Origin of the sequence: Massilia sp. CMS3.1, assembly GCF_051262535.1 — a bacterium.
GTDB lineage: Bacteria > Pseudomonadota > Gammaproteobacteria > Burkholderiales > Burkholderiaceae_D > Telluria.
Genome location: NZ_JBIMES010000006.1, coordinates 23,640 through 47,654 on the forward strand (window position 1 = coordinate 23,640; position 24,015 = coordinate 47,654).

At 65.3% G+C, this 24,015-nt stretch carries 20 protein-coding genes and 2 pseudogenes; 7 read left to right on the plus strand and 15 right to left on the minus strand.

The genetic code is table 11. The features are described 5' to 3' along the window. Window positions 1–95 precede the first annotated feature (95 nt). Window positions 96–182 (plus strand): annotated as a pseudogene (locus ACHAC9_RS11330) (hypothetical protein); the annotation flags it as partial. 160 nt (window positions 183–342) lie between these two features. Here the strand turns inward: ACHAC9_RS11330 and ACHAC9_RS11335 are convergent. Both ACHAC9_RS11335 and ACHAC9_RS11340 read right to left on the minus strand, forming a co-directional pair. Next, window positions 343–480 (minus strand): hypothetical protein, encoded by a 138-nt coding sequence (locus ACHAC9_RS11335; RefSeq protein ID WP_435760085.1) that lies wholly within the window; start codon window positions 478–480, stop codon window positions 343–345. Further along, window positions 419–1,861: a TonB-dependent receptor plug domain-containing protein gene (locus ACHAC9_RS11340; protein ID WP_435760086.1), complete on the minus strand. Its 1,443-nt coding sequence runs from the start codon at window positions 1,859–1,861 to the stop codon at window positions 419–421. Before ACHAC9_RS11340 ends, ACHAC9_RS11335 begins: the two co-directional genes overlap by 62 nt. Before the next feature lie 681 nt (window positions 1,862–2,542). Between ACHAC9_RS11340 and ACHAC9_RS11345 the strand changes: the two are divergent. From ACHAC9_RS11345 to ACHAC9_RS11355, 3 genes and pseudogenes are all read left to right on the plus strand, one after another. Next, window positions 2,543–2,719: pseudogene (locus tag ACHAC9_RS11345) on the plus strand (histidine kinase); the annotation flags it as partial. A 248-nt stretch (window positions 2,720–2,967) separates the two neighbouring features. After that, the gene (locus ACHAC9_RS11350) at window positions 2,968–3,102 is read left to right on the plus strand and encodes a hypothetical protein (RefSeq protein ID WP_435760087.1); all 135 of its coding nucleotides are present in this window, start codon (window positions 2,968–2,970) and stop codon (window positions 3,100–3,102) included. Beyond that, complete coding sequence (locus tag ACHAC9_RS11355) at window positions 3,099–3,860, plus strand: LytR/AlgR family response regulator transcription factor (protein WP_435760088.1); 762 nt, start codon at window positions 3,099–3,101, stop codon at window positions 3,858–3,860. Before ACHAC9_RS11350 ends, ACHAC9_RS11355 begins: the two co-directional genes overlap by 4 nt. 89 nt (window positions 3,861–3,949) lie before the next feature. Here ACHAC9_RS11355 and ACHAC9_RS11360 read toward each other — a convergent pair whose 3' ends face one another. The 3 genes from ACHAC9_RS11360 to ACHAC9_RS11370 form a co-directional block, all read right to left on the minus strand. Next, a complete protein-coding gene (locus ACHAC9_RS11360; protein ID WP_435760089.1) occupies window positions 3,950–5,722 on the minus strand; it encodes a M14 family metallopeptidase in 1,773 nt (590 codons plus the stop codon). A 139-nt stretch (window positions 5,723–5,861) separates the two neighbouring features. Next, window positions 5,862–7,436: a S41 family peptidase gene (locus tag ACHAC9_RS11365; RefSeq protein ID WP_435760090.1), complete on the minus strand. Its 1,575-nt coding sequence runs from the start codon at window positions 7,434–7,436 to the stop codon at window positions 5,862–5,864. Window positions 7,437–7,615: 179 nt separating this feature from the next. After that, window positions 7,616–11,176, minus strand: coding sequence for an indolepyruvate ferredoxin oxidoreductase family protein (locus tag ACHAC9_RS11370; protein ID WP_435760091.1), 3,561 nt, complete (start codon window positions 11,174–11,176; stop codon window positions 7,616–7,618). A gap of 182 nt (window positions 11,177–11,358) precedes the next feature. Between ACHAC9_RS11370 and ACHAC9_RS11375 the strand changes: the two genes are divergently transcribed. Continuing rightward, window positions 11,359–11,871: an Lrp/AsnC family transcriptional regulator gene (locus ACHAC9_RS11375; RefSeq protein ID WP_435760092.1), complete on the plus strand. Its 513-nt coding sequence runs from the start codon at window positions 11,359–11,361 to the stop codon at window positions 11,869–11,871. On the opposite strand, the gene ACHAC9_RS11380 is transcribed toward ACHAC9_RS11375, so the two are convergent. From ACHAC9_RS11380 to ACHAC9_RS11410, 7 genes are all read right to left on the minus strand, one after another. Then, the gene (locus ACHAC9_RS11380) at window positions 11,872–12,537 is read right to left on the minus strand and encodes an N-acetyltransferase family protein (protein WP_435760093.1); all 666 of its coding nucleotides are present in this window, start codon (window positions 12,535–12,537) and stop codon (window positions 11,872–11,874) included. A gap of 88 nt (window positions 12,538–12,625) precedes the next feature. Further along, on the minus strand, window positions 12,626–14,182 hold the full coding sequence (locus tag ACHAC9_RS11385) for a DAHL domain-containing protein (protein ID WP_435760094.1): 1,557 nt from the start codon (window positions 14,180–14,182) through the stop codon (window positions 12,626–12,628). A gap of 87 nt (window positions 14,183–14,269) precedes the next feature. After that, entirely contained in the window at window positions 14,270–15,013 is a 744-nt protein-coding gene (locus ACHAC9_RS11390; RefSeq protein ID WP_435760095.1) for a lysostaphin resistance A-like protein, read from the minus strand. Between the two features lie 87 nt (window positions 15,014–15,100). Beyond that, window positions 15,101–16,375 carry a multifunctional CCA addition/repair protein gene (locus tag ACHAC9_RS11395; protein WP_435760341.1) on the minus strand — a complete coding sequence of 425 codons (1,275 nt, stop codon included), beginning with the start codon at window positions 16,373–16,375 and terminating at the stop codon, window positions 15,101–15,103. Window positions 16,376–16,377: 2 nt separating this feature from the next. Continuing rightward, window positions 16,378–17,097 carry a glutathione S-transferase family protein gene (locus ACHAC9_RS11400; protein WP_435760096.1) on the minus strand — a complete coding sequence of 240 codons (720 nt, stop codon included), beginning with the start codon at window positions 17,095–17,097 and terminating at the stop codon, window positions 16,378–16,380. Between the two features lie 18 nt (window positions 17,098–17,115). After that, window positions 17,116–18,078 (minus strand): complex I NDUFA9 subunit family protein, encoded by a 963-nt coding sequence (locus tag ACHAC9_RS11405; RefSeq protein WP_435760098.1) that lies wholly within the window; start codon window positions 18,076–18,078, stop codon window positions 17,116–17,118. A 38-nt stretch (window positions 18,079–18,116) separates the two neighbouring features. Continuing rightward, window positions 18,117–20,120: a transglycosylase SLT domain-containing protein gene (locus ACHAC9_RS11410; RefSeq protein WP_435760099.1), complete on the minus strand. Its 2,004-nt coding sequence runs from the start codon at window positions 20,118–20,120 to the stop codon at window positions 18,117–18,119. Between the two features lie 145 nt (window positions 20,121–20,265). Between ACHAC9_RS11410 and ACHAC9_RS11415 the strand changes: the two genes are divergently transcribed. Continuing rightward, a complete protein-coding gene (locus tag ACHAC9_RS11415) occupies window positions 20,266–20,922 on the plus strand; it encodes a 5-formyltetrahydrofolate cyclo-ligase (RefSeq protein WP_435760100.1) in 657 nt (218 codons plus the stop codon). A gap of 227 nt (window positions 20,923–21,149) precedes the next feature. Next, entirely contained in the window at window positions 21,150–21,281 is a 132-nt protein-coding gene (locus tag ACHAC9_RS11420) for a hypothetical protein (RefSeq protein ID WP_435760101.1), read from the plus strand. 25 nt (window positions 21,282–21,306) lie between these two features. Here the strand turns inward: ACHAC9_RS11420 and metF are convergent, their stop codons facing one another. The 3 genes from metF to ahcY form a co-directional block, all read right to left on the minus strand. Further along, on the minus strand, window positions 21,307–22,134 hold the full coding sequence (gene metF, locus ACHAC9_RS11425; protein WP_435760102.1) for a methylenetetrahydrofolate reductase [NAD(P)H]: 828 nt from the start codon (window positions 22,132–22,134) through the stop codon (window positions 21,307–21,309). After that, entirely contained in the window at window positions 22,121–22,474 is a 354-nt protein-coding gene (locus tag ACHAC9_RS11430; RefSeq protein ID WP_435760103.1) for a phage holin family protein, read from the minus strand. Before ACHAC9_RS11430 ends, metF begins: the two co-directional genes overlap by 14 nt. A gap of 108 nt (window positions 22,475–22,582) precedes the next feature. Next, window positions 22,583–24,010, minus strand: a complete 1,428-nt coding sequence (ahcY, locus tag ACHAC9_RS11435; protein WP_435760104.1) for an adenosylhomocysteinase — start codon at window positions 24,008–24,010, stop codon at window positions 22,583–22,585. Between the last annotated feature and the right edge of the window lie 5 nt (window positions 24,011–24,015).

The window sequence follows — 24,015 nt, forward strand, 5'->3', positions numbered from 1 at the left end:
ACCGAGTTTCTCGGCCGACGCGCCCGATTACCGCACTCAGGAATCTCATCTTTGGTCATACACCAATGAAGCAAACAAGTTTTTCCGAAGCGGAAGGCACGGCTGGCAACGTGGCCGACGTGACGCAGGCGCATGCACTACTGCACGGTGGCGAGAAAGTAGTGCTGGGTGATGCCGGTTATCAGGGCCCAGCGTGCGTCAGGTGCTTAATAAAAATGAGCTGGGTCGAGCCAAGGAAAAACTGGAGCAGGCGAAGGCCAGCGTGCGAGCCAAGCTTGAGCACGGCTGCCATGTCGTGAAGTGCCTGTGAACACGATTAATTCAGCGTTTTCTTAGCGGCCTTTACAGCGCACGCTCGATGCCGATGCGGATGCTGGCCATGCCTTCCCAGGTCAGCACCCGGGTGACCACGCTGCCGTCAGGCGCACGGTAAGCCCTGCCGGTCTGCTGGCTGCGGCCCAGCGCGTTGGCCACGCTCACGCGCGCGCGCCACTGGGCATCCAACTTGCGCGTCCAGTACATATCCATCTGGGCCACCCTGCCGCGCCAGGTGGCGACGCCATCGGGCGAGCGGCTCGTTGCGCTGCCGCGCACATTGAGATTCGCGCCCGCATCCCACACGCTCCCGGCGCGGTAGTCGATGCCGGCGTTGAGCGTGAACCTGGGCAAACAATGCCATGCGCTCGACCCGCGCCGTGTAGTCCTGCAGCCGCCGCGCCGCGCCTGCGGCGCCGCCAAACGTATCGGATTGATTCCGGTGTTCGCCGCGCGCCGTGCGGCTGGCGTCCCAGCCCAGTCCCAGGCTGTGCGCGGCACCCAGGGGTGCCAGGTATTTGCCGTTCAGGCTGGCCGTGCGCTCGTCCGCGCCCGAGGCCACGGCACGCGCAAGACCGGCAGTGCCGTCCGGCCGGGCACCGCGAAACAGGTAGTCGCCGCGGCGCCGGCTGGCGTCGACCACGCCTTTCACGGTTAACTTGCCGGCGCCGTCAATGCGGTGCGTCCAGGCGAGGTCGCTGCGCAGGCTGGCGACGTGCGAGGCTGAGCTGGCGACACTGTCCGGGTAGGCAGTCGGTTCGCCCAGAAACGTCTCCTCGCCCTGGATGCCGGCGCTGTGCGCGCGTGTCAGGGCGGCGAGCGTTTGCCAGCCCAGGGTGTCGCCATTGTCGAAGGTCCAGTTCAGGCGCGGCGTGATATTGACGCGCTTGTTGGCCGAGCGTCCCACCTCGGTGGAGCGGCGCGCCTCACGCCTGGCGTTCACACTGTCAAGCGTCTCGTCGATGCGGATACTGTCGATGCGCGCGCTGCGCTCGACACTGGCGCCTGCAGACCAGGCAAGGCTGCCGCTCTTGCCGCTGGCCTGGGTCGATGCCGACGGGCTCCACTGGCCGCGCCCGTAGCTGCTCGCCACCTTGTCCTCGCGCCGCGCGCCCCCTGGGCGCTTGCGCAGCACGATGTTGATGCTGCCGGCGATCGCCTGCGCGCTGCGGTCGGCCGTCGGGCTGCGCGCAATCTCGATGCGTTCTACCAGCTCGGGCGCGATCGAATCGATCGCAAACCCTTGCGGCACCGGCTCGCCGTCGACCAGGATCTGCGTATAGCCGGTGCCGAGCCCGCGCATGCGCACTTCGCTGCCGACGACCGAAACGCCGCTCTGGCGCCTGAGCACATCGGCCACATTGCCGTCGCCGTAGGCGGCAATCTCGGCGCGCCCGACCACGCGCCTGGCAGCTGCGGCATCGAGCTGCTCGGCCGCGCCCCTGACTTCGACGCGCGCCGGCGCTGGCGATGAAGGCGCTTCCTGCGCAGCGCCATACGGCAACGGGGACAGCAGCAGCAACAGCAACAGGGGCAAGCATTTCATGGGTGAATCGCGAAAGTGAGATGGAGTGTCCGATTCTAGAGGCCGCCATTGTACGTGGCGGGTGGCGTGTGACGAAGGGCCGCCGGCGTGTGACGAGCGCCGCCGCCGCCCTGTTTTTACCGCGTCTGGCGCTGCTATACTCGGCCCACCATGAATCAACGACAACGCAGAATCGCTCGCACGCTGCTGGTCCACATCACCTTCTGGACCCTGCTGTGCGCGGCCGGTGCGCTCGGCATGTACGCCGACCACGTCAAGCTCGGACGCCCCGCATCGTATCCGTTCCAGCTCCTCAACTGGTGGAGCGGGCACGTGCCGGTGATGGCGCTCAGTACCACCCTCGGCCTCGTACTTGCACGCCACCCCGCCCTGTTCACCGACCACCGCAACACGCTGCGGGTGTATGCCGGCCTGGTCTTCCTGTTCGTACCGCTGGAAATGTTCTTTCTGAGCTGTACCGACGTCCTGCTGCGCGGCGAAACGCTGACCCTCGCCAGCGGCTGGACCGAACTGGGGAACATGGGCAAGCTGACCTGGTTCACCGAAACGGCCTGGATCACGGGTACCTTCATCGCGATGATCGCCGTTGGCAATCTGCGCGAAGCGCGCGCCCGTAGCGAAGCGTTCCAGCGCGCCCAGGCGGAAAACATGAACCTGCACCTGGCCCTCGAACAGCAGCGCATGCTGGCGCTGCGCGCCCAGTTGGAGCCCCATTTCATCTTCAATGCATTGAACGCTATCAGCGCCCTGGTGCGCGCCGGCGACAAGCATGACGCGCTGGCCGGCATCGGGCGCCTCTCGGACCTGCTGCGCTATGCCTTGTCCGCCACCCAGCGCGAACAGGCGACGATCGACGAGGAGCTCGGTTTTGTGCGCGACTACCTGGCCTTGCAGCGCCTGCGCTACGGCGATCGCCTGCGTATCCGCATCGAGGGCGACGACGAGGCAGTGCGCCGTGGCGAATGCCCGCCGCTGCTCTTGCAGCCCTTGATCGAGAACGCGCTGCGCCACGACCTCGATTGCCACGATGGCGTCGGCGACATCCGCCTGTCGTTCGAAAGAACTGCCAAGGAACTCCTGATCCGGGTGATGAATCCGGTCAGTGAATGGGCCTCGCCGAACCCGGGCACGGGTCTTGGCCTGTCGAATACGCGGGCGATCCACGCGCGTCGCTGCGCACCGAACGGCAGGGCGAGAATTTTCTTGCCGAGATCAGCCTGCCGCTGGCGCTGCGGGATTGACGAACCTGAACATTCATTACGCAATCGTCGACGACGAAGAGCCCGGCCGCACCAATTTGCGCCTGGCGATGGAGGCGCACGCGGGTTGGCAGCTCGCGTTCGAGGCCGACAGCGCCGCGCGTGCGCGCGAGGCGCTGGCCGGCTGCCGCATCGACCTGCTGTTCCTCGATATCCAGATGCCGCGCGAGTCGGGCCTGCTGCTGGCGCGCGAACTGGGGCGCATGATAGAACCGCCCCTGGTGGTGTTCGTCACCGCCCACAGCGCGCACGCGATCGAGGCCTTCGAGGTGCACGCGCTCGACTACCTGTTGAAACCCCTGAACGACGCGCGCCTGGCGCAGGCCGTCGAGCGGGCGGCGCTGCTGCTGGCCGGGCGTCAGCGCGGCGCCTATGGCCGGGCGCTGCATGCCTATACCGAAGGACCGGCCTACCTGGAGCAGATCAGCGTGCGCTCGGTCGGCCGGATCGACCAGGTGCGGGTGGCCGACATTCTCTGGATCGAAGCGCAAGGCAATTATGTGGCGCTGCATACGGCGGCGGGATCGCCGCTGCACCGGGTAGCGCTGAGCCGCCTGGAAGAACACCTGGATCCGGCGCAGTTTTTGCGGGTGCACCGGAGCAGCATCGTGCGGCGCGAGCAGGTCGCGGGGCTGAGCGTGGCGGGGGATGGGAGTTATGCGCTGCGCCTGCGCGGCACGGCGGAGGTGCCGGTGAGCGAGCGGTATGTCGGGGCCGTGCGGGAGTTGCTGGGGGCCTGATACCGTCGACTGTGTCGACTGCTCGACGGGTTGACCGCGTGGACTCGAGAGCGGTTCGCCGCCCGGCCCACGCGGGATTACCCTTCGCGTTACGGCGCGACGTTCGTACGCAGCACCGGGTACAAATTCAAACGTTCATCCCACGACGAGTGGCGGCGCGCGAAAAACTCGAGGCGTGCGTGCGCGTTCTGCGCGAACGCCGGGTCGCTCTCGATGCGGCGCCTGAATTCGGCAGCCAGCGCCGGGTTGGCCGCCATCTGCTCGCGCGCGACGTCCTCGGCGACATACTCTTCCATGTATTCCTTGCGCTCGAAGGCGTTGTTGAACAGACCCCAGGCAAGCAGCGAGTCCGGCGCCTGCGGTTCCAGCATCGCCATCACCAGGCGCGCCTTCGGCTGGGCGATCGGCACGAACAGCGCGCCGCGCCCGATGTCGCGTGTTTCGCTTTTCCAGCTGCCCTCGACCGTGAGGCGCTGGTGCGATTCGAACGACGCCGCACTGAAGGTGGTCTTCGCGGCGCGGAAGGTCTCGCCGGCGAAGCCGTCCAGGGACTTGTCGAGCTTGCGGAAGGTGATGCCGTGCAGGCGCAGTTTCGCGCCCACTGCCGCCGCATGCGCGGCCGGCACGATGTAGCCGGCGCGTGGCGCCGCCACTTCGAGGTCGGCCACGACCTCGTCGCGCAGCGGCACGCGCCAGACCTGCGGTTTGGTTTCGTCGTAGCGCGTCATCAGGATGCCGGAGACGTCCGATGGGGTACGGGTGTACGCGTAGCCGTTAAAATCCACCATCTTCGACTGTTCCAGGGTTTTATACGTCAGCGCCACCGGCGTGCCGGCCAGGCGCGCGGCGCGAACGTCGGCGCTTGCTGCGGCAAGCTGCCACCCTTTTCCGTACTTCGCCACCTGCTCGAGCACCGAGATCACGCTGTTGTGGGTGATGCGCACGCGCGTCGGGTAGTCCTTCCACGCATGGGTCTCGACCAGCATCGCCATGCGGTTACGCAGCGGGAAGTAGCCGGTCGAGAAGCGCGGGTCGGACACGCCGTCGACAAAGCCCGACTGCGGATCGTCGGTCTTGGCGAACGACATGTAGTAGGACTGCGGGGTCGAGCCGAGCTTGGCGATGTCGGCGATCACGTTGTCGCGCAGCGCCAGGCCCGCCTTGCGCAAGTCCGGATCGGCTGAATACACGGGTTCCACCTGGATCGAGACGTCATGCTGGAACTGGGCGCCGTTGGTGACGTGCAGGTCGACATAGGTCAGCGGATCCCAGGCGTTCACCAGCGTCAGCATGGCCTGCATCTCGGGGGAATCGGCTTTTACGTAATCGCGGTTCAGGTTGAAATTCTGGGCCGTCGTGCGCCAGCCCATCTCGACCGGGCCGCGCTGGTTCGGGCGGTTCCACTGCTGGAAGCGCTCGTGGCCGTCGACGTTGAAGACCGGGACGAAGAGCAGCACCTGTTTCTCGAGCGCGCCCTTGGCCAGGCGGTTGTCGAGTACTTCGCGCAGGGCCAGGAAGCCGGCATCCTTGCCGTCGATTTCGCCGGCGTGGATGCCGCCCTGGATCAGGGTGACAGGAATGCCTCCCTTCGCTGCCGCCTGGGGGGTAAACGCGCCACTGCGGGTCGCGACCAGCGCCAGCATCGGGCGGTCTTCCGGGGTGCGCCCGAACTCAATGCATTTCACCTGCTTCGGGTACGCTTTCGCGAACGCGGCGCACAGCTTGACGACTTCGTCGTAGCGGCCGGTGGCCTTGAAGCCGGAACGCTCGGACACGGTAGTCAGGCCAGTGGCGGGGGCAATGGCAACAGCGGACAGGGGCACGGCAGTCAAGAGCGCAAGCAGTAACGCAGAACGAATCATCGGGAAGCTCCGGCAGGTGGAAGGGCAAAGCGGAAAATTATAGTCGGGTTTGCCTCTTGCAGACGAGCGCTTTGGCGTTCGAAAAAAAAGCGCCACCCGGAGGTGGCGCTTCGTCGTTTCAGCGAAGGGCGCGGTGTGCTTACCTTGCCCGGGTATGAATCGCGATCTGCGACACCTTCGGGCGCACCAGGGTGCGCGCCGTGATCGCCATCGCCTGCGCCGAGCTACGGGTCTGGGCCGGGCAGATGCCGGTGCTGCGGTAGCTCAGTGCGGTCGACAGCAGCGCTTCGTTGGTGTCGCCCAGCTCGCGCGTCAGGTCGTCGGCCACGGCGCAGGTCGGCGCCAGGCCGTCGCCGTAGTCGCCGAAGCCCTTGGCGTTCACGCCCTGGAACTCGATCGAGAAGTAGGTCGTTCCGCAGTTCGGCACCGGCGTGAAACCATATGGCTTGCCGCACGTCTGGGCGCCGATGATGTCGACCTGGACGTCGATGCCGCGCAGCGCGTTGATCACCGATTCGCTCGCCGAGCAGGTGCCGTCCGTCGTCAGGACGGTGACGCGGGTCAGGTCCAGGGAAGGCAGTGCCGACCCCTTCGGTACCGTGCCCGCGCCGGCCGCAAAGCCATAGGCCGTCGGCGAGAACAGGATGGTGTCGGACGAATCCGTTTTGATCTTGTCGTTGAACTGCAAACGCTCGAATACCTTGCCCGCCGACGCCGGGCCGGCAATCATGTAGCCCAGCTGGGCGGCGATGTGCAGCAAGCCGCCGCCGTTGTAGCGCAAGTCCAGCACCAGGCCGGTGACGCCGGCCGTTTTCAGCGTATTGAACGAATCGATCAGCTGGCGCTCGGCCACCGCGTTATGGTTCTCGAAGCTCAGGTAGCCGACCTTGCCGGCCGGGGTGTCGATGACCCTGGTGTTCTTCACCGACAGCGCCGTCACGTCCTGCGCCTGCATGCTCACCGCGACGGTGTCCGTGCCGCGCTGCAGGCTGAAGCTGTGCGACTCGCCTGGCGTATCCGGGAACAGTGCATCATTGATTTTCTCGACCGCTGCGGCATCGGTCGCGTTGACGAAGTCGACGCCATCGATCACGGTCAGCCGGTCGCCGCGGCGCAGGCCGGCCGCCGCCGCAGGCGAGCCCGGTTCGACGACCGCGACGTTCCAGGTGCGCGGTGCGGTGGCCCCGGCGCTGCTCCAGGTCACGCCATAGCCCAGTTCGATACCCGAGTTGTTCAGCTTGTCCCACTCCGCCGTGTCGTAGGTGAAGTGGAACTGGTCCTTCGGCGTGCCCGATGCCGTCAAAGCCGGCGTCTTGAGCTTGCCGAAGTAGTCGATCGCGTTGGTGAAATCGGCCATCCTGACATCAGTCGGGACTTCCTTGTACCAGAGGTAGTTCTGGTGGGTCCAGGCGCGCAGAAAGGTCAGTTCGTCGCGCAGGGTGCCCTGCCTGTCCGGGTAAGGCTTGTTCGTGTACGGATCAATGCCGGTACGCGGCTTGGCACACAAATTCCAGTAGTTGCTGAAGGCGTCGCCCAGGGTGGCGATGTCCGGCTCCCCCGCACTCGGGCTGGTGGACACCGGCGCGGGAGAAATGGTGCCGGGCGACCCGCCGCCGCCGCCGCACGCGGCAAGCGTCGACGCGAGCGCGATGGCGGTGCAGATCAGGCGGAGCGAAGGCGTCGTACGGCCGTCTTGGCGAGTGGGCGATTTCATGGGCAATAGATGTGGGACAAGGTTCGTGAGGGAAGAGTAAGACAAGCCTGCCACTTTGAGAAGACCGAAGCTGTGTCGTTTGCGGTTTTTTTAAAAATAAATTTCTAATGCCACAAAACAACAACGCCAGGACCAGCTGGGAGCCGGGCCTGGCGCAAAAAACTATGCAAAACGAATAATCAGGCTGCGTGCGTGAGTCCCGCCGGGTTCTGGAAAGCCGACAACAGCTGGGCCTCCTTGGCCTTTGCCGCCGCCAGGTGGCGTTCCTTCACGTGGCCGTAACCGCGGATGTCTTCCGGAATGCTGGCGATCGCCACGGCCTGCGCCAGGTTCTCGTTCGACAGCTTCGGCAGCAGGCTTGCCACCGTCTCGCGGTATTGGCCGATGAGGGCACGCTCGGTCTTGCGCTCGGCGGTATAGCCGAACACGTCGAACGGTGTGCCGCGCAGGCCCTTCAGCTTGGCCATCACGCCAAAGGCTTTCAACATCCACGACCCGTATTCCTGCTTGATCGCGCGGCCTTCCTTGTCGTGCTTGGCCAGCAGCGGCGGCGCCAGGTGATACTTGATCGTGAAATCGCCTTCGAACATGTTGGCGATCTTTTCCTTGAACGCCGGGTCGGTGTGCAGGCGCGCCACTTCGTACTCGTCCTTGTAGGCCATCAGCTTGTAGAAGTAACGGGCCACGGCTTCCGTCAAGCGCGTGCCTTTCCCCAGTTTCGCTTCCTCGCTGCGCACCTGGTCGACAAAGGCTTTGTACTGGGCGGCGTAGCCGGCGTTCTGGTACGCGGTCAAGAGTTCGATGCGGCGGTTCACCACGTCGTCCAGGGTCTGGGCGCGCTTGAACTCGACCACCTTGGCCGGGGTCGTCACGCGTTTCACCGACGCCAGGTCATGCGCGGCCGTGCGGCCCCAATTAAACGCGGCCTTGTTGAACGGGACCGAGACGCCATTGAGTTCGATCGCGCGCATCAGGGAGGCCTCGAGCAGCGGCACGCGGCCCTTCTGGAACGCGTAGCCGAGCATGAACATGTTGGTCGCGATCGCGTCGCCCATCAGGGTGGTCGCCATCTGGCCGGCGTCGACGAAGTCCACATTGTCCGCGCCGCACGCGAGCACAATGGCGGCGCGCGAGCCTTCGGCCGGGAATTGCCATTCCGGGTTTTTGACAAACGCCGCGGTGGTGGAGCCGGTGCCGTTGACGGCGGCCCAGGTGCGGCCTTCGCCCATGCGGCTCAAGGCGTCGCGGCTGGCGGCGACGATCTGGTCGCAACCGATGACCAGGTCGGCGCTGCCGGTGCCGACGCGGGTCGAGTGCAGGTCGGACTGTTGCTGCGCCAGGCGCACGTGCGACATCACCGGGCCGCCCTTCTGGGCCAGGCCGCTCTGGTCGAGCACGATGGCGCCTTTACCCTCGACGTGGGCGGCGACTGCCAGAATCTGGCCAACGGTGACGACACCGGTGCCGCCGACGCCGGCGACCAGGATGCCGAACGGGGCCGTGATCTGCGGGACGGCCGGCTCGGGCAGGCTTGGGGGTGCGCTGTCGGCGCCGACCGAAACCTTTTTAGGTTTCTTCAGGCCGCCGCCTTCGACGGTAACGAAACTCGGGCAGAAGCCGGAGACGCAAGAAAAATCCTTGTTGCAGGAGGACTGGTTGATCTGGCGCTTGCGGCCCAGTTCCGTTTCCAGCGGCTCGACCGACAGGCAGTTCGATTGCACCGAGCAGTCGCCGCAGCCTTCGCAGACGGCCTCGTTGATGACGGCGCGTTTCGCTGGGTCGGGGAATTCGCCTTTTTTCCGGCGCCGGCGTTTTTCCGACGCACAGGTCTGGTCGTAGATCACGGCGGTGACGCCCGGCAGTTCGCGCAGTTGCTTTTGCACGTCCATCAGCTCGGAACGGTGGTGCACGGTCACGCCCGGGGCCCAGGCGTAGTCGCTCGGGTATTTTTCCGGTTCATCGGTGACGACCATGATCGGGCCCACGCCTTCGGCCGCGATCTGGCGGCTGATCATGCCCGGATCGAGCGGACCGTCGACGTTCTGGCCGCCGGTCATGGCGACGGCGTCGTTGTACAGGATTTTATAAGTGATGTTCACCTTGGCCGCCACGGCGGCGCGGATCGCCAGGATGCCGGAGTGGAAATAGGTGCCGTCGCCCAGGTTCACGAAGACGTGCTTTTCGCTGGTGAAGGGAGATTGGCCGATCCAGGTCGTGCCTTCGGCGCCCATGTGGGTGAAGGTGGAGGTTTCGCGGTCCATCCACAGCACCATGTAGTGGCAACCGATGCCGGCCATCGCGCGCGAGCCTTCCGGCACCTTGGTCGAACTGTTATGCGGGCAGCCCGAGCAGAAGTACGGGATGCGGTCGGTTTCCGGATTGGCCTTGGCCGGGATGTTTTTCAGCACCAGCTCTTTGTTTTCGAGGAAGGCGATGCGTTCCTTGACGCGCTCGGCAACCGGGTGACCGGCGCAGTAGTGCGAGATGCGCGAGGCAATGGCGCGCGCGATCTGGGCCGGGTTCAGCTCGTAGGTCGCCGGCAGCAGCCAGTCGCCGTGGCCGGTGCGGTTTTTGTTGTGCCATTCGCCGGTGTCGTCGAACTTGCCGACCACGCGCGGACGTTCGGCGTCGGGTAAGTTATAGAGTTCTTCCTTCAGCGCGTATTCCATCACCTGGCGCTTTTCTTCGACCACCAGGATCTCGTCCAGGCCGCGCGCGAATTCGTGCACGCCTTCGGACTCGAGCGGCCAGGTCATGCCGACTTTATACAGGCGCAGGCCGATGTCGCGCGCCGCCTGCTCGTCGATGCCGAGGTCGGCCAGCGCCTGGCGCGTGTCGACATAGCTTTTACCGGCGGTGATGATGCCGATCTTCGGTTGCGGGCTGTCCCAGATGATTTTATTGAGTTTATTTGCACGGGCATACGCCAGCGCCGCGTACCATTTAAAATTGCTCATGCGGACTTCCTGGTCCAGCACGGCGTCCGGCCAGCGGATGTTCAGGCCGCCTTCAGGCAGTTCGACATCAAGCGGCGTGACGATCTGCACGCGGTCCGGGTCGAGGTCGACCACGGCGCCGGACTCGATGATGTCGGTCACGCACTTCATCGATACCCAGAGGCCCGTGTAGCGGCTCATGGCCCAGGCGTGCAAACCGAAATCGATGTATTCCTGCACCGAGGATGGGTACAGGACGGGAATGCCGCAGTGGGTCAGGATGTGGTCCGACTGGTGCGCGGTCGACGAGGATTTCGCCGCGTGGTCGTCGCCGGCCAGCACCAGCACGCCGCCATGTTTGGCGGAACCGGCGTTGTTGCCGTGTTTGAACACGTCGCCGCAGCGGTCGACGCCCGGGCCCTTGCCGTACCACATGGCAAACACGCCGTCGTAGTTGGCGTCCTTGTACAAATTCGTCTGCTGGGTGCCCCAGACGGCGGTCGCCGCCAGGTCTTCGTTCATGCCCGGGTGGAATTTGACGTGGTGGGCGTCGAGGTGCTTTTTCGCCTTGATCGCAGTCTGGTCGACGGACGTGACGGGCGAACCGCGGTAGCCGGTGATGTAGCCGGCCGTGTTCAGGCCGGCTTTCAGGTCACGCTCGCGCTGCAGCATCGGCAGGCGGATCAGGGCTTGCGTGCCGGTCATGAAGGCGCGGCCGCGCTCGAGCGTCCACTTGTCGTCGAGCGTGATCTCGTGCTCCGGCTGGGATGGTTGCAGCTGGGAGCGGTCGAGGGGTGCGTTCATTGGCTTGTCTCCGTTAGGTGGGTGCGGCGCGCTTGTTTTTTTTGTCGCGCCGCGACGGAGTTGTCTCCTCCGTAATCTGCGACAGTATAGTCTTGTGCACCCGGCATTAAATACCAATCAATTCCCCCCGCCGAAGCAGTTGCGCAATAAAATTGCGGATCTCGCTAGTACAAGGGAAATTTATGTCAAAGATAGAATTGGACAAAACCGACCGCAAGATCCTGGAGATTTTGCAGGCCGACGGCCGCCTGTCGAACCAGGATGTGGCCGAGCGCGTGAACCTGTCGCCTTCTCCCTGCCTGCGGCGCATCAAGCGCCTGGAAGAAGCCGGCGTGATCCGCCAGTACGTGGCGCTGGTCGACCCGGACAAGATCGGCCTCGGGCTGCTGGCGTATGTGAATGTGCGTCTGGAAAAGCACAGCGAAGGCCCGGCCAATTCACGCGTGCCGGCAACCTCCCCGCGCTTCGAATTCGCGCAGGCGGTGGCCGCCTGGCCGGAAGTGGTGGCCTGCTATGCGATGACGGGGGAGATGGATTTCCTGCTGCGGGTTCACGTCGAAGACATGGACCATTTCTCGCGCTTCATGATGGCAACGTTATTGCGCCATCCGTCGGTGCTGGATGTGAAATCGAGTTTTGCGTTGCAAAGAATAAAAGAGACGACGGCCTTGCCGATCGGGGAAGCGGGCCGCTGATCATGACGATCGTTTGCGGGGCGCAAACCATTTTACGGCGGCGCGGGCGTTGGCTTTGACGTTGTAATCAATCGCCGCAAACTGCTCTTCCAGCGCCTCGCGCATCACGCTGCCTGGACTCGGGGGCGGCAGGTGCAGGTAGGCATCGGCTTCCCCATACTCGCGCTTGATCTCCATGCCCGCCTTCTTGGCGATGTGCATCATCGTGCGGTTGCTCGATAAACACTGCATGTACAAGGTGTCGATATCGCTGTTTCGGCAGTGGATCGCGGCGCGCTCGAACAGGCGCGAACCGACGCCCTGCCCGCGCCCCGATTTCGACACCGACACGCCGAATTCGGCCACGCGTTCCTTCGCCGTGGTGCCGACACGGTTTGGCTCGGGCGGTGCGAACGCCAGGTGGCCGACGCCGACCAGTTGAAACACGCGGCTGACGACGCCAAACACGATGTCGCGCGAAAAATCGATCTTGTTCACATACGCGTGGACCTGCTCGTCCGGCAGCACGGTACCGAAGCGCAGCATGCGGTCGGCTTCGTCGAGTGCCAGGAAATGCTTGAGCATGCGGCGGCGATCACGCTGTCCAAGCGCCTTGACCAGCACCGCGGGACGCGCGCTGGTGCCGGCCAGGCTGGCAAACCAGTTGCTTATCGAATTGTCGGGCATAAGGGATCGATCCGTTTATTGTGCACTGCACCATCAGTGACATTGTAGCGGAATGGCGTTTTTGCGTTGTGCCGGCGAATGCGTGCGCTCACGCCGCCCCGGGCGTGGCATCGACGCTCCAGTGCGCGTTCGGACTGATGATGAAGGTACCCTTGCCGGCCTGCTTGGCGGCGTACATCGCCTTGTCGGCGTCGGCCAGCAGGGCCGCCGCGCCCCATTCCGCCCCGGCACGTCCGCGCGCACTGGCAATTCCGATGCTGGCGGAAATGGACACCGGGTTGCCGTCGGCCTCATTGATGCCTTCGATCTGATCCAGCACCAGGCGCGCGATGCGCAGCGCGTCCTCGGGCGAAGCGACCCCTTCCAGCATGACGACGAATTCGTCGCCACCCAGGCGCGCCAGGATGTCTTCGGCGCGCAACACCTTTTGCACGCGGCGGGCGACCAGTTGCAACACCAGGTCGCCGGTGGCGTGGCCCCAGGTATCGTTCACGCCCTTAAATCCGTCGAGGTCGATGAACATCGCCACCACCACGCTGTCGCGGCGCGCGGCGCGCACCAGGGCCAACTCCAGCAAGCGGGTCAGCTGGCCATAGTTGATCAGGCCGGTCAGGCTGTCGTGCAGGGCCAGGCGCGCCAGCTTGGCCGACTGTTCTTCCAGTTCCGCGGTGCGCTCGGCGACGCGGTGTTCGAGCGTGTCGTTGGCGGCACTCAAACGGCGGTTGACGTCGTTGATGATGCGGTAGCTGCGGCGCAGGCGCCAGCCGGCGTAGACCAGTAAAGCCAGCAGCAGGATCGAATAGGCGAACAGGAAGCCGCGCCAGCGCTGGCGTTCCAGCACCTCGGCCTGGAACGAGCGGTCGAGTTCACGCCCGAGGCGCGCCATCGCTTCCGCGGTGCCCGTGGCGGCGATCCGGGCTTCGAGCTCGTTTTCGCGCGGGCGCTTGGCGAGGATGATGCGGGTATCGCGCGCCAGCGCGTCGACCTGCTCGCTCACGGCCAGCGAAAACCAGTCTTTCTGGGCCTCGATCTGCGCCAGGTTGCCCTCGATACGGCGTGCCAGCGCGGGGCTTGGGGCCAGGTTGTAGCGCAGTGTATCGGCCAATAAATCGTTCAACAACGCGTCAAGGCGGACTACCACGCGGCCCGGCGCCAGCGCGCCTTCGATCCCGCCGAGCTCCGTCTTCAGGTCGGCCAGTGCGGGCGGCATCGACAGCAGGGCCGCGCGCAAGGACGGATTGAGGGTGCGAAATTGCGCCACCAGTGCGGCCTTGGTGCGCAGCGAGGCCACCAGTGCCGCGTGCGCCTGGCGCGGCCCGCGCCCGCGCGTCATCGGCAGGGCCTCGGCCAGGCGGCCGCTCAGCTCGTCGATCCGCGGCAGCGGTGCGGCCAGGCGGGCATCGGCGACGTTGCGGCCGATGTGGGCGCGCAGCAAATTCGTATCCCATTCGGCGTCGACCTGCTGCAATTCGTGCAGGTCGAACATCACGCGGTTCTGGGTGTCGACGTCGACGCCGGTGGTGCGGGTGTAGAGGAAGGCCAGCAGGGCGACGAGCGCCAGCGCGGCCATCACGCCGTAGCGCAGGCGCCTGCGCGGCCCCATCGCCTCGAGACGGTGCATCACCACCGCGAAAGACCTGTCCATCTGTTGTGCCAATTTGCTCATGGTTCGAGCATAGCAAACCTGCCCCACCGGCCACCGCACGTGGTACGTCTTGTAACAATTACGCGCTCAAGGCCAGAGGCGGGCGAAGATCCAGCCATTCATGGCGGCGTTGAAGGCGGCGTGGGCGGCAATGGCCGGCATGACCGAGTCGCCGCGGCGGCGCAGCCAGGCGAACATCAGCGACAGCAGGAACATCTGCGCCACCCACAAGGCGCCGGAGACGGGCAGCACTTGCACCCCGGCGGCGCCCACCAGGATGCCGTGGTGGCACAAGTGGACCAGCGCGAACAGCGCCGCCTCCATGACGGTCGCCCCTGTGCGGCCATGGCGGTCCTCCAGCACTTTTTGCAGGAAGCCGCGAAAGAAGATTTCTTCCCCGATCGGGCTGAACAGGCAGGCAATGACCGTAAAGGTGAGGTGCAGGCGCAGCAGGCTCCAGCCTCCCGTGGGCTGCAGCTGGTAGCTGCGCGCAATGCTGACGAACCAGTTGTCGGCGCTGGCGCCATACAGGGTGGCGCCGAGCAGGTAACAGGCGCTCGCAGCCAGCGCGCCGAGCAGCAGGCCAAGCGCCAGCCAGCCGGGGTGACGCGGACGCTGCAAGCCGATCTGGCGCCGCCCTTCCCGGCTCAGCACCATCCAGGGCAAGCTCGCCATCGCGACAAAGACGACCACGAACAGCGCGCGCCAGCTGGCCGGGCCGAACACCGCGGCGGCGCGGCCGGCCGACGAGGCGAGCACGAAAGCCAGCGTCAGGCCGGCAATACCAAAAGGTAGCGCACGCCAGAAGGGTTTGACGTCGATCCGGTGCATGGCTGGCCTGTCGGGTTGGGGAAACCCGACTATATGAGGAAGGGGTAGCGGCGTCCAGTCGGTGTGCATGAGCGCCGGGTGAAACAATCAGTCCGGTCCCAGCGTGCTGTCGGCGTAGGCCTTCGCACCGTCGGCGCTGTACACCCACTGCGAGACGGCGCTCACGCGCGCATGGTGCACGGCGTCGGGGATCTGCGCCTTGTTCTCGCCGCAGCCGGCGGCCACTTCGCCGGCATTGACCGCGCGCGCCGCCGCCAGCGCAGCGAGCAGGTAGGGCCGCTGCAGATAGGCGCGCGTGCGCATCGCGTGGTTCGCGTCGCCGCGTCCGCGCGCATCGCATTCGGCGGCCAGCAGCATGTCGGCGAAACGCTCGGGCTTGCGGAAGGCGTCGCAGCGCTCGCACAGGGTAACGATGGTATTGGCGCGCAGCTCGAAGGCGCGCGCGACATTGCCGTGTTCGCGCGCGGTGATGAGCGCCAGGTCGCGGCAATCGTTCGGCACTTTCAAACGCTTGCATACGGCGCCGATCAGTTTGGCGCCCATGCCTTCGTGGCCGTGGTGGGACGGCCAGTTATCCGGCGGCGTGATGCCCTTGCCGAGGTCGTGCATGAGCGCCGCGAAGCGCACCGCCAACGAATGGCGCTGCTCTGCCGAAACATCGATCACCAGCATCATGTGGACACCCGTGTCCACTTCCGGGTGGTGCTTGGGCGGCTGCGGCACGCCCCACAAGGCGTCGAGCTCGGGCATGATGCGCGCCAGCGCGCCGCAGTCGCGCAGTACCGCCAGCATGCGCGACGGGTGGTTTTCCATCAGCCCGCGCGCGAGTTCCTGCCAGACGCGCTCGGGCACGAGGGCGTCGACCTCGCCCTCTTCCACCATCTTTTTCATGAGCGACAAGGTCTCGTCGGCCACCCGGAATGCCGGGAAGCGCGCGGCAAACCGCGCCAGGCGCAGGATGCGCACCGGGTCTTCGGCGAACGCTTCGGACACGTGGCGGAACACGCGTGCGGCGAGGTCGCGCCGGCCGCCATACGGGTCGACGATGGCGCCGTCCGCGCCGCGCGCCATCGCGTTGATGGTGAGATCGCGCCTGATCAAATCGTCTTCCAGCGTGACGTCGGGGTCGGTGTGAAACACGAAGCCGTGGTAGCCGGGCGCGGTCTTGCGCTCGGTGCGCGCGAGTGCGTATTCTTCCTGGGTCTCGGGATGCAGGAATACGGGGAAATCCTTGCCGACCGGACGAAAGCCGGCCGCCAGCATGGCGTCGGGCGTGGCGCCGACGACGACGTGGTCGCGGTCCTGCACCGGCAAGCCGAGCAGCTCGTCGCGCACGGCGCCGCCGACGACATAGATCTTCATCGTCATGCGCGCGGCAGGTCGGCGTCGTGCAGCGGGGTCAGGTCGGTTTCCGCCATTGCCTCGGCGACCCAGCGCGCCACCGCCGGGTGCTTCAGCATGCGCTCGCAATAGCCCTGCAGCGCCGGCGCCAGCGTGACGCCGTAGGTGCGCAAACGCATCACGACCGGCGCATAAAAGGCGTCCGCGATGGAAAACTCTCCGAACAGGAAACCGCGGTGGCCGAAGCGGGACAAACACTCTTCCCAGATCTCGCAGATGCGGCCGATGTCGGCCTGCGCGCCCGGCGTGCGTCCGCGTCCCGGCAGGCTGGCCTGGATGTTCATCGACATGTCGTTGCGCAGGCAAGCGAAGCCGGAATGCATTTCGGCCGTGATCGACCGCGCGAAGGCACGTGCAGCGACGTCCTGCGGCCACAGGTGTTTATCCGGGAACTGCTCGGCCAGGTATTCGCAGATGGCAAGGCTGTCCCAGATCGTCATTTCTCCGGCCAGCAGAACGGGAACGCGGCCGGCGTGCGAATAGGCGGCGATTTTTGCCGCGGTGTCGGGTTGATCGAGCAGCAGGCGCACTTCGGTAAACGGAATGTTGAACGCGACTGCCGCCACCCAGGGCCGCATCGACCACGAGGAGATGTTCTTGTTGCCGATGACAAGCGTCAGGCCGGGTTTGCGGGCATTGTCGAGGGTGTTCGAGAGGGTCGGGTCGAGTTCGGTAGTCTGCATGGCGTTCCTGGTCGATGGTTAGCGCCCGGCGCGGGTGCGCAGGCGGTCGAGCGGTTCGCTGTGCGCCAGGTAGTGCGGCGCGACCGCTTCGAGCGCGGTGAGCTTGATTCCCAGGGAAGCGGCTGTCAAGTCCCCGATCGCGGGATCGAGGACGTTATCGACCTTCATCGAGTCGAGATTGTCGCGCGTGAGGATCGGCTCGCCCGGCAGCAGCTCGAACATGCGCGCCTGCAGCTGCGCCAGTGCCATCGGCAACTCGATGATGTGGCGCTCGCAGCCGGCATAGCGTCCGCTGAGCCTCACCAGCTCGGCCAGCGTATAAATGGTCGGCCCGCCCAGCTGATAGACCTGGTGCGCCGCATGCGGGTCGCGCAGCGCATGCAGGAAAGCGGTGGCGACGTCGCCCACGTACACAGGCTGAAAGGCGGCCGAGGCGCCGGCCAGCGGCACGACCGGCAAACGGCGCTGCAGTTTCGCGAACATGGTCAGGAATTGGTCGCCCGGACCGAACACGACCGAAGGACGGAAGATGGTGGCCGCCACCTCCGGGTGGCTGCGCGCGGCCAGCTCGCCATCGGCTTTCGAGCGGCTGTACATCGAGGGGCCGTCGACGTTCGCGCCGAGCGCGCTCATGTGCAGGTAGCGCGGCACACCGGCGGCATGGCAGGCGGCGACGATGCGCCGCGGCAGCTCGACGTGGGCGCGCCGGAACTCGGGACCGTAAGGCTGGGCACGGCTGCCATGCAGGATACCGACCAGGTTGATCGCCGCGGTGCGTCCTTGCAGCAACTGACGCAAGCTCGCGTCGTCGTAAATATCCGCTTCGACCACGTCGACCCCGGGCAATGTCGTCAGGTGACGCACGCGCGCGGCATGGCGCGTCGGTACCAGGGTCGGGATGCTTTCCTGCGCCAGCAGCGCGACCAGGTGACTGCCGATGAAACCGGAACCGCCAAATACCACCACTTGTGGGTCGCGCATGGGGTCCTCTTGGTATGCAGGTAAGATGCCTGGTCCGATCACGGCAGTCCGGCGGCGCCGGTGCGCGGGTTGATCGTGCCGAGGCGCGCCTTCAGCGACTGCGGGCGCTTCTCGAACAGGGCAGCGTAGTTGGTAGCGTTCGACATCACATTGCGGACATAGGTTCGGGTCTCTGAGAACGGAATCGTCTCGACGAACACCGCGCCTTCCATTGGTGCGTCGAGCACCCCGCGCCAGGTCCGCGAACGGGCCGGGCCGGCATTGTAGGCGGCCGTCGCCAGCACCTGCGAGCCGGCGTTATTTTCCAGCACCATGTTCATGTAGTTCGTGCCGAGCGTGATGTTGGTGCGCAGGTCATTGAGCATGCTGTGCACGAAGTCGGTCAGGCCGATCTTCGCCGCCACCCATTTGCCGGTGGCCGGCATCACTTGCATCAGGCCGGAGGCGCCGACACCGGAGCGGGCATCGGAAATAAAACGCGATTCCTGGCGGATCAGGCCATACACCCAGGCGGTGTCGAGCGAGAGGTTCTTCGCGGTCGGCTGCAGGATCTCGTTGTGCGGCGCCGGGAAGCGCTGGTTGAAATCGAGTTCGGTGCGGGTGCGCAGCGAGGTTTCGACCATGCGGTCGAGCAGGTCATGGCGGCGCGCAAATTCGGCCGCGGCCAGCAGCTGGCGCTCGGTCATCCCCCGCGTCGCCCAGTTCCATTCGCGGTTGCCCTCGGCGCGCAGGCCCAGCGCATAGAATTTCATGGCCTGGCGCAGCGGCGGCAGTTGCGCGACCCCGTTCACTTCGTCCGGCGTCACCGGCAGCGCGCTTGGCGGCGTCGTCACCAGTTGGCCCAGCTCTTCCAGCGCGAGCTGGCCATAGAAATTGTTCGGGGTGGCGATGCGGCGGTACAGGGCATCGGCATCCTCGCGCCGCCCGCCGTTGGCGTAGGCACGGCCGAGCCAATAGACCCAGCCCGATTCGTCGCGCAGCGGCGACGGCATGGCGTCGATGGTGGCAGCGACAAGACGCCAGTCGCCGCGGCGCAGTGCGATGCGGGCTTTCCATTCGCGCTGAAAATTCGTGAGCGGCGCGCCTTCGGCACGGCGCCAGTATTCGGATGCTTCGGGCGCGAGCACGATCGAGGCGGCCAGCGCCACGTTGGCCCAGCCGATCGCTCGCTCGTCGGGCGCGAGCTCGCTGCTGTTCTTGTCCAGGGCGACGGTGGCCAGTTTGAGGCTGGTGCGCGCCATGCGGCCCAGTGCCACCAGGTAGATCTCACGCTCGGCGCGGGTGCTGCCGATGCCGCGCGCCATGGCCACCGCAGGCATATCGACCGCTTGCGCGGCGCGCGTGTCGGAGGCCCCCAGCAGTTGCGCGATGCGGCGCGTGGGGCCGGTGGCACCCATTTCGCCTGCCAGGCGCAGTTGCGCCAGCAATTCGTCCTGCGTCAGCAGCCCGGTTTGCGCGAGTTGCGCCATCAAGGCCGCGCAGCCTTCGCCGTAAGCAGGCGGATTGACAAGTACCATGCGCGCCTCGTCGACGACCCGCTCCCCATGCGCGGCGCGCGCCAGCAGCGCATAGCAGCGCAGCTGCACGTCGTCGCTGCGCGCCGCTGCCGCCAGTTCGCGGTCAAAATTGTTCCAGTCGCGCACGCGGCCGAGTTCGAGCAACCAGTCGGTGCGCAGGCGATCGGCGACCGCCGTGCCCTGGTGGCGCTGCAGGACCGCGCGGATTTCGTCGGCACCTGCCTCGCGCAAGCGCGGTTTGAGACGATAATAGTCGACATACGAGGCCAGCACGTAGTTGGGCAGGCGCGAAGCGAGCGCGTTGGTGCGCGCGCTGTCGTTCTGGCGCGCCGCTTCGCGCAGCAGCAGGAAGGTGTCGTCCTCGGCACGGGAGGCCTCGTTGACGGGGGCGGCACCGGGACCTGCGGGAACCGTGGCGGCGCCCGGCACCGGCGGCACATTCGCCCCGGGTGCCTCGGCCAGCACGGAGGCACTGGCTGCGGCCAGGACGGCGCCAGCTAAGAAATTCTTTGGAAGCAAAAACACGAGGTAGACCCTTCATCGAACCATGACCGGCAAATCAAGAATACCATGCGCATCCATTGCGCGACCAGAGGACAAGGCTAGCGGAACCGGGCCGGACAGGGATGTCCGCCCGCTCCCGGACGCACCGGCTGCGAGTGAGGCAGCGATGAATGCGGCGTGCCGCGCGCCCGCGTCGGCCGCATCACAAAAAGATGCGCCAAAACAACAAACTGCTGACAGTGCGCCCGTAGCCGGCGACGCAGCCTCCAGCGCAAAGGCGGCGAAGGCGGCGCTGCGGCGTCACCTGAAAGCCCAGCGCGCCAGTCTCGACGGCCCCGGCAAACGCGAACGCGACCGCCGCATCGGTGAGCAAGTCATCGCCTGGTGGCGCCGTACCCGCCCGCCCCTGCTGGCGGTCTACTGGCCTTTGAGCGGCGAACCGGACTTGAGCGAGACGTACGCACTGCTGGCGCGCGAGGGGGCCATGCTGGCGCTGCCGGTCGTGGTGGAGCGCCACGCCCCGCTCGCATTTGCCGCATGGACGCCGGGCGAAGCCATGCTGCCGGACCCGATGGGCATCGCGGTACCCGCCGACCTGCGCACGGTGGCACGGCCGCCGGCGCTGCTGGTGCCTTGCCTCGGTTTCAACGAACACGGCTACCGGCTCGGCTATGGCGGCGGGTTTTATGACCGGACGCTGGCCGATGCGCCACGGCCCTTCACCCTGGGCATCGCCTATGCGTGCCAGCAGGCGCAGTTCGATGCCGATGGCCACGATATCCCCCTGGACACCGTGATCACGGAGCGCACCGGATCAGCTTGACCATTCCATCCGGCGAAATTTTTTTACCTGCTCGCACTGTCGTTTTTTTTACCATATATCGCAAATTGATATTTATTTCCCCGCTGCAACATTTTTAACCCAAGCCTTACAATTGCCTCGACGCAATAAATGCGCTGAATAAAAATGACTGGGGCGCCGGCGTGCAGGTGGCGCGCTACGCAGGCGAGACGATACCGACGCTGTCGCTATCGCACAGCTAAGGGTGGATGACGCTGCATGGCAATGCGGAGACACGTTTCGACAGCGCGGGCATCGGCCTGGAAGCCGGCAATTTCCGCCTGATGCTGCAGTCCGACACGTTCAAGCTGGACGAGGCAAAGGCACCCGATCGCCGCTGACGGCGACCGGGGCCAGGGTGCTGCTTTACACCAGGCGCTGCCAGATGGCGGTGGTCGCCACGGCTTGGTTCATGCTGTAGAAATGCAGGCCGGGCGCTCCGCCCGCCAACAGGCGCTCGCACAGACTGGAGACGACATCGAGTCCAAACGCCTTGATCGATGCGCTGTCGTCGCCGAAACCGGCCAGTTTCAGCCGCACCCAGCGCGGAATCTCGGCGCCGCACATGTCGGAAAAACGCATCAGTTGCGTGTAGTTCGTGATTGGCATGATGCCGGCCACAATCGGCACCTCGATGCCCAGTTTTTGTGCATTCTCGACGAACTGGAAGTAAGCATCGGCGTTGTAGAAATACTGGGTAATCGCGGCGTTCGCACCGGCCTTGATCTTGCGCTCGAAATTGAGTAAATCGTCTTGCGGCGAGCGCGCTTGCGGGTGCACTTCCGGATAGGCCGCGACCTCGATATGAAACCAGTCGCCGGTTTCAAGACGGATGAACTCGACGAGTTCATTCGCGTAGCGCAGTTCGCCCGCCCCGCCATAACCGCTCGGCAAGTCGCCGCGCAGCGCCACCAGGCGGCGGATGCCGTGTGCCTGGAATTGCTGGAGGATGGTGCGGATCGATTCGCGCGTGGCGCCAATGCACGACAGGTGGGGCGCGGCCGGGTGGCCGTCCGCCATGATGTCGAGCACCGTGTCGAGCGTGCCCTGCTGGGTGGAGCCGCCGGCGCCGAAGGTCACCGAAAAATACTTCGGGTTCAGTTCGGCGAGCTTGCGGCGTGTAACGCGCAGTTTATCGGCGCCCTCGAGGGTCTTGGGCGGGAAAAACTCGATGCTGAAATTATGCGTTTCCATCGTTTTTGAGGAGCAAGGTGGAAAGCGCCCACGAGATCACGCTGTACAGGATTGCTGCCAGGAAGGCCGACCAGAATCCCGCGACCTCGAAACCGTCCACCCATTGCGACACCAGCCAGAACAGGATGGCGTTGATGACCAGGATAAACAGCCCCATCGACAACAGCGTGACGGGCAAGGTCAGCAATACCAGCACGGGGCGGATCAGCGTATTGACCAGGCCCAGCACGAGGGCGGCGATCAGCGCGGTGCCGGCATTGCTGACGGACACGGAATGCATGAGGTAAGGCAGGGCCATCAAGGCGGCGGCATTGATCAGCCAGGTCAGGAGCAGACGCATGTTCAGCTTTCGTGGTGCGTTTTCTTGTTATGGGACCTGCGAACGCGCCGCGTTCGCAGGTGGCCTCGGCCGTTTATTTATCTACGACCTTATATCGATGGGCGTCGATTAATAACGGTAGTGATCCGGCTTGTACGGACCTTCCTTCTTCACCGAGATGTAGGCGGCCTGCTCCTCGGTCAGTTCGGTCAGCTGGGCGTTGAGCTTTTTCAGCTGCAGGCGCGCCACCTTCTCGTCCAGGTGCTTCGGCAGTGTGTAGACGCCGACCGGATACTTGTCCGTGTTGGCGAACAGCTCGATCTGGGCGATGGTCTGGTTCGCGAACGACGAGCTCATCACGTACGACGGGTGCCCGGTGCCGCAGCCCAGGTTCACCAGGCGACCTTCTGCCAGCAGGATGATGCGCTTGCCATCAGGGAAGATCACGTGGTCGACCTGCGGCTTGATGTTATCCCACTCGTATTTCTTGAGCGAGGCGACATCGATTTCGTTGTCGAAGTGGCCGATGTTGCAGACGATCGCCTGGTCCTTCATGCGCAGCATGTGCTGTTCGGTCAGGATGTGATAGTTGCCGGTGCAGGTGACAAAGATGTCGCCGTGTTCGGCCGCGTACTCCATCGTCACGACACGGTAACCTTCCATCGCCGCCTGCAGGGCGCAGATCGGGTCGATCTCGGTGACCCACACCTGCGCCGACAGGGCGCGCATGGCCTGGGCCGAGCCCTTGCCGACGTCACCGTAACCGGCGATGACGGCCACTTTACCGGCGATCATGACATCGGTCGCACGCTTGATGCCGTCGACCAGCGATTCGCGGCAGCCGTACAGGTTGTCGAACTTCGACTTGGTGACCGAATCGTTGACGTTGATCGCCGGGAAGGCCAGTTTGCCTTCCTGGTGCATCTGGTACAGACGGTGCACGCCGGTCGTCGTTTCTTCGGTCACGCCCAGGATTTCCGGCAGACGCTTCGAATACCAGCGTGGGTCTTGTGCGAGGCGGCCCTTAATGGCATTGAACAGGCAGATTTCCTCTTCCGAACCCGGGTTGCCCAGCACCGAGATATCGGTCTCGGCGCGTGCGCCCAGGTGCAGCAGCAGGGTCGCATCGCCGCCGTCGTCGAGGATCATGTTCGAGTACACGGCATTGCCCGCGGCGTCGTTCGGCCACTCGAAGATGCGGTGCGTGTATTCCCAATATTCGTCCAGGGTTTCGCCCTTGACGGCGAACACCGGCGTGCCGACCGCGGCGATGGCGGCGGCGGCGTGGTCCTGGGTCGAGTAGATGTTGCACGAGGCCCAGCGCACTTGCGCGCCGAGCGCTTCCAGCGTACGGATCAGCACCGCGGTCTGGATCGTCATGTGCAGCGAGCCAGTGATGCGCGCGCCCTTCAATGGCTGCGCAGCGGCAAATTCTTCCTGGATTGCCATGAGGCCCGGCATCTCGGTTTCGGCGATGCGGATTTCCTTCTCGCCCCAGGCGGCCAGGGAGATGTCGGCAATGTGGAAGTCTTGGGTAGGTTTCAAAACGGCGCTCATCACGC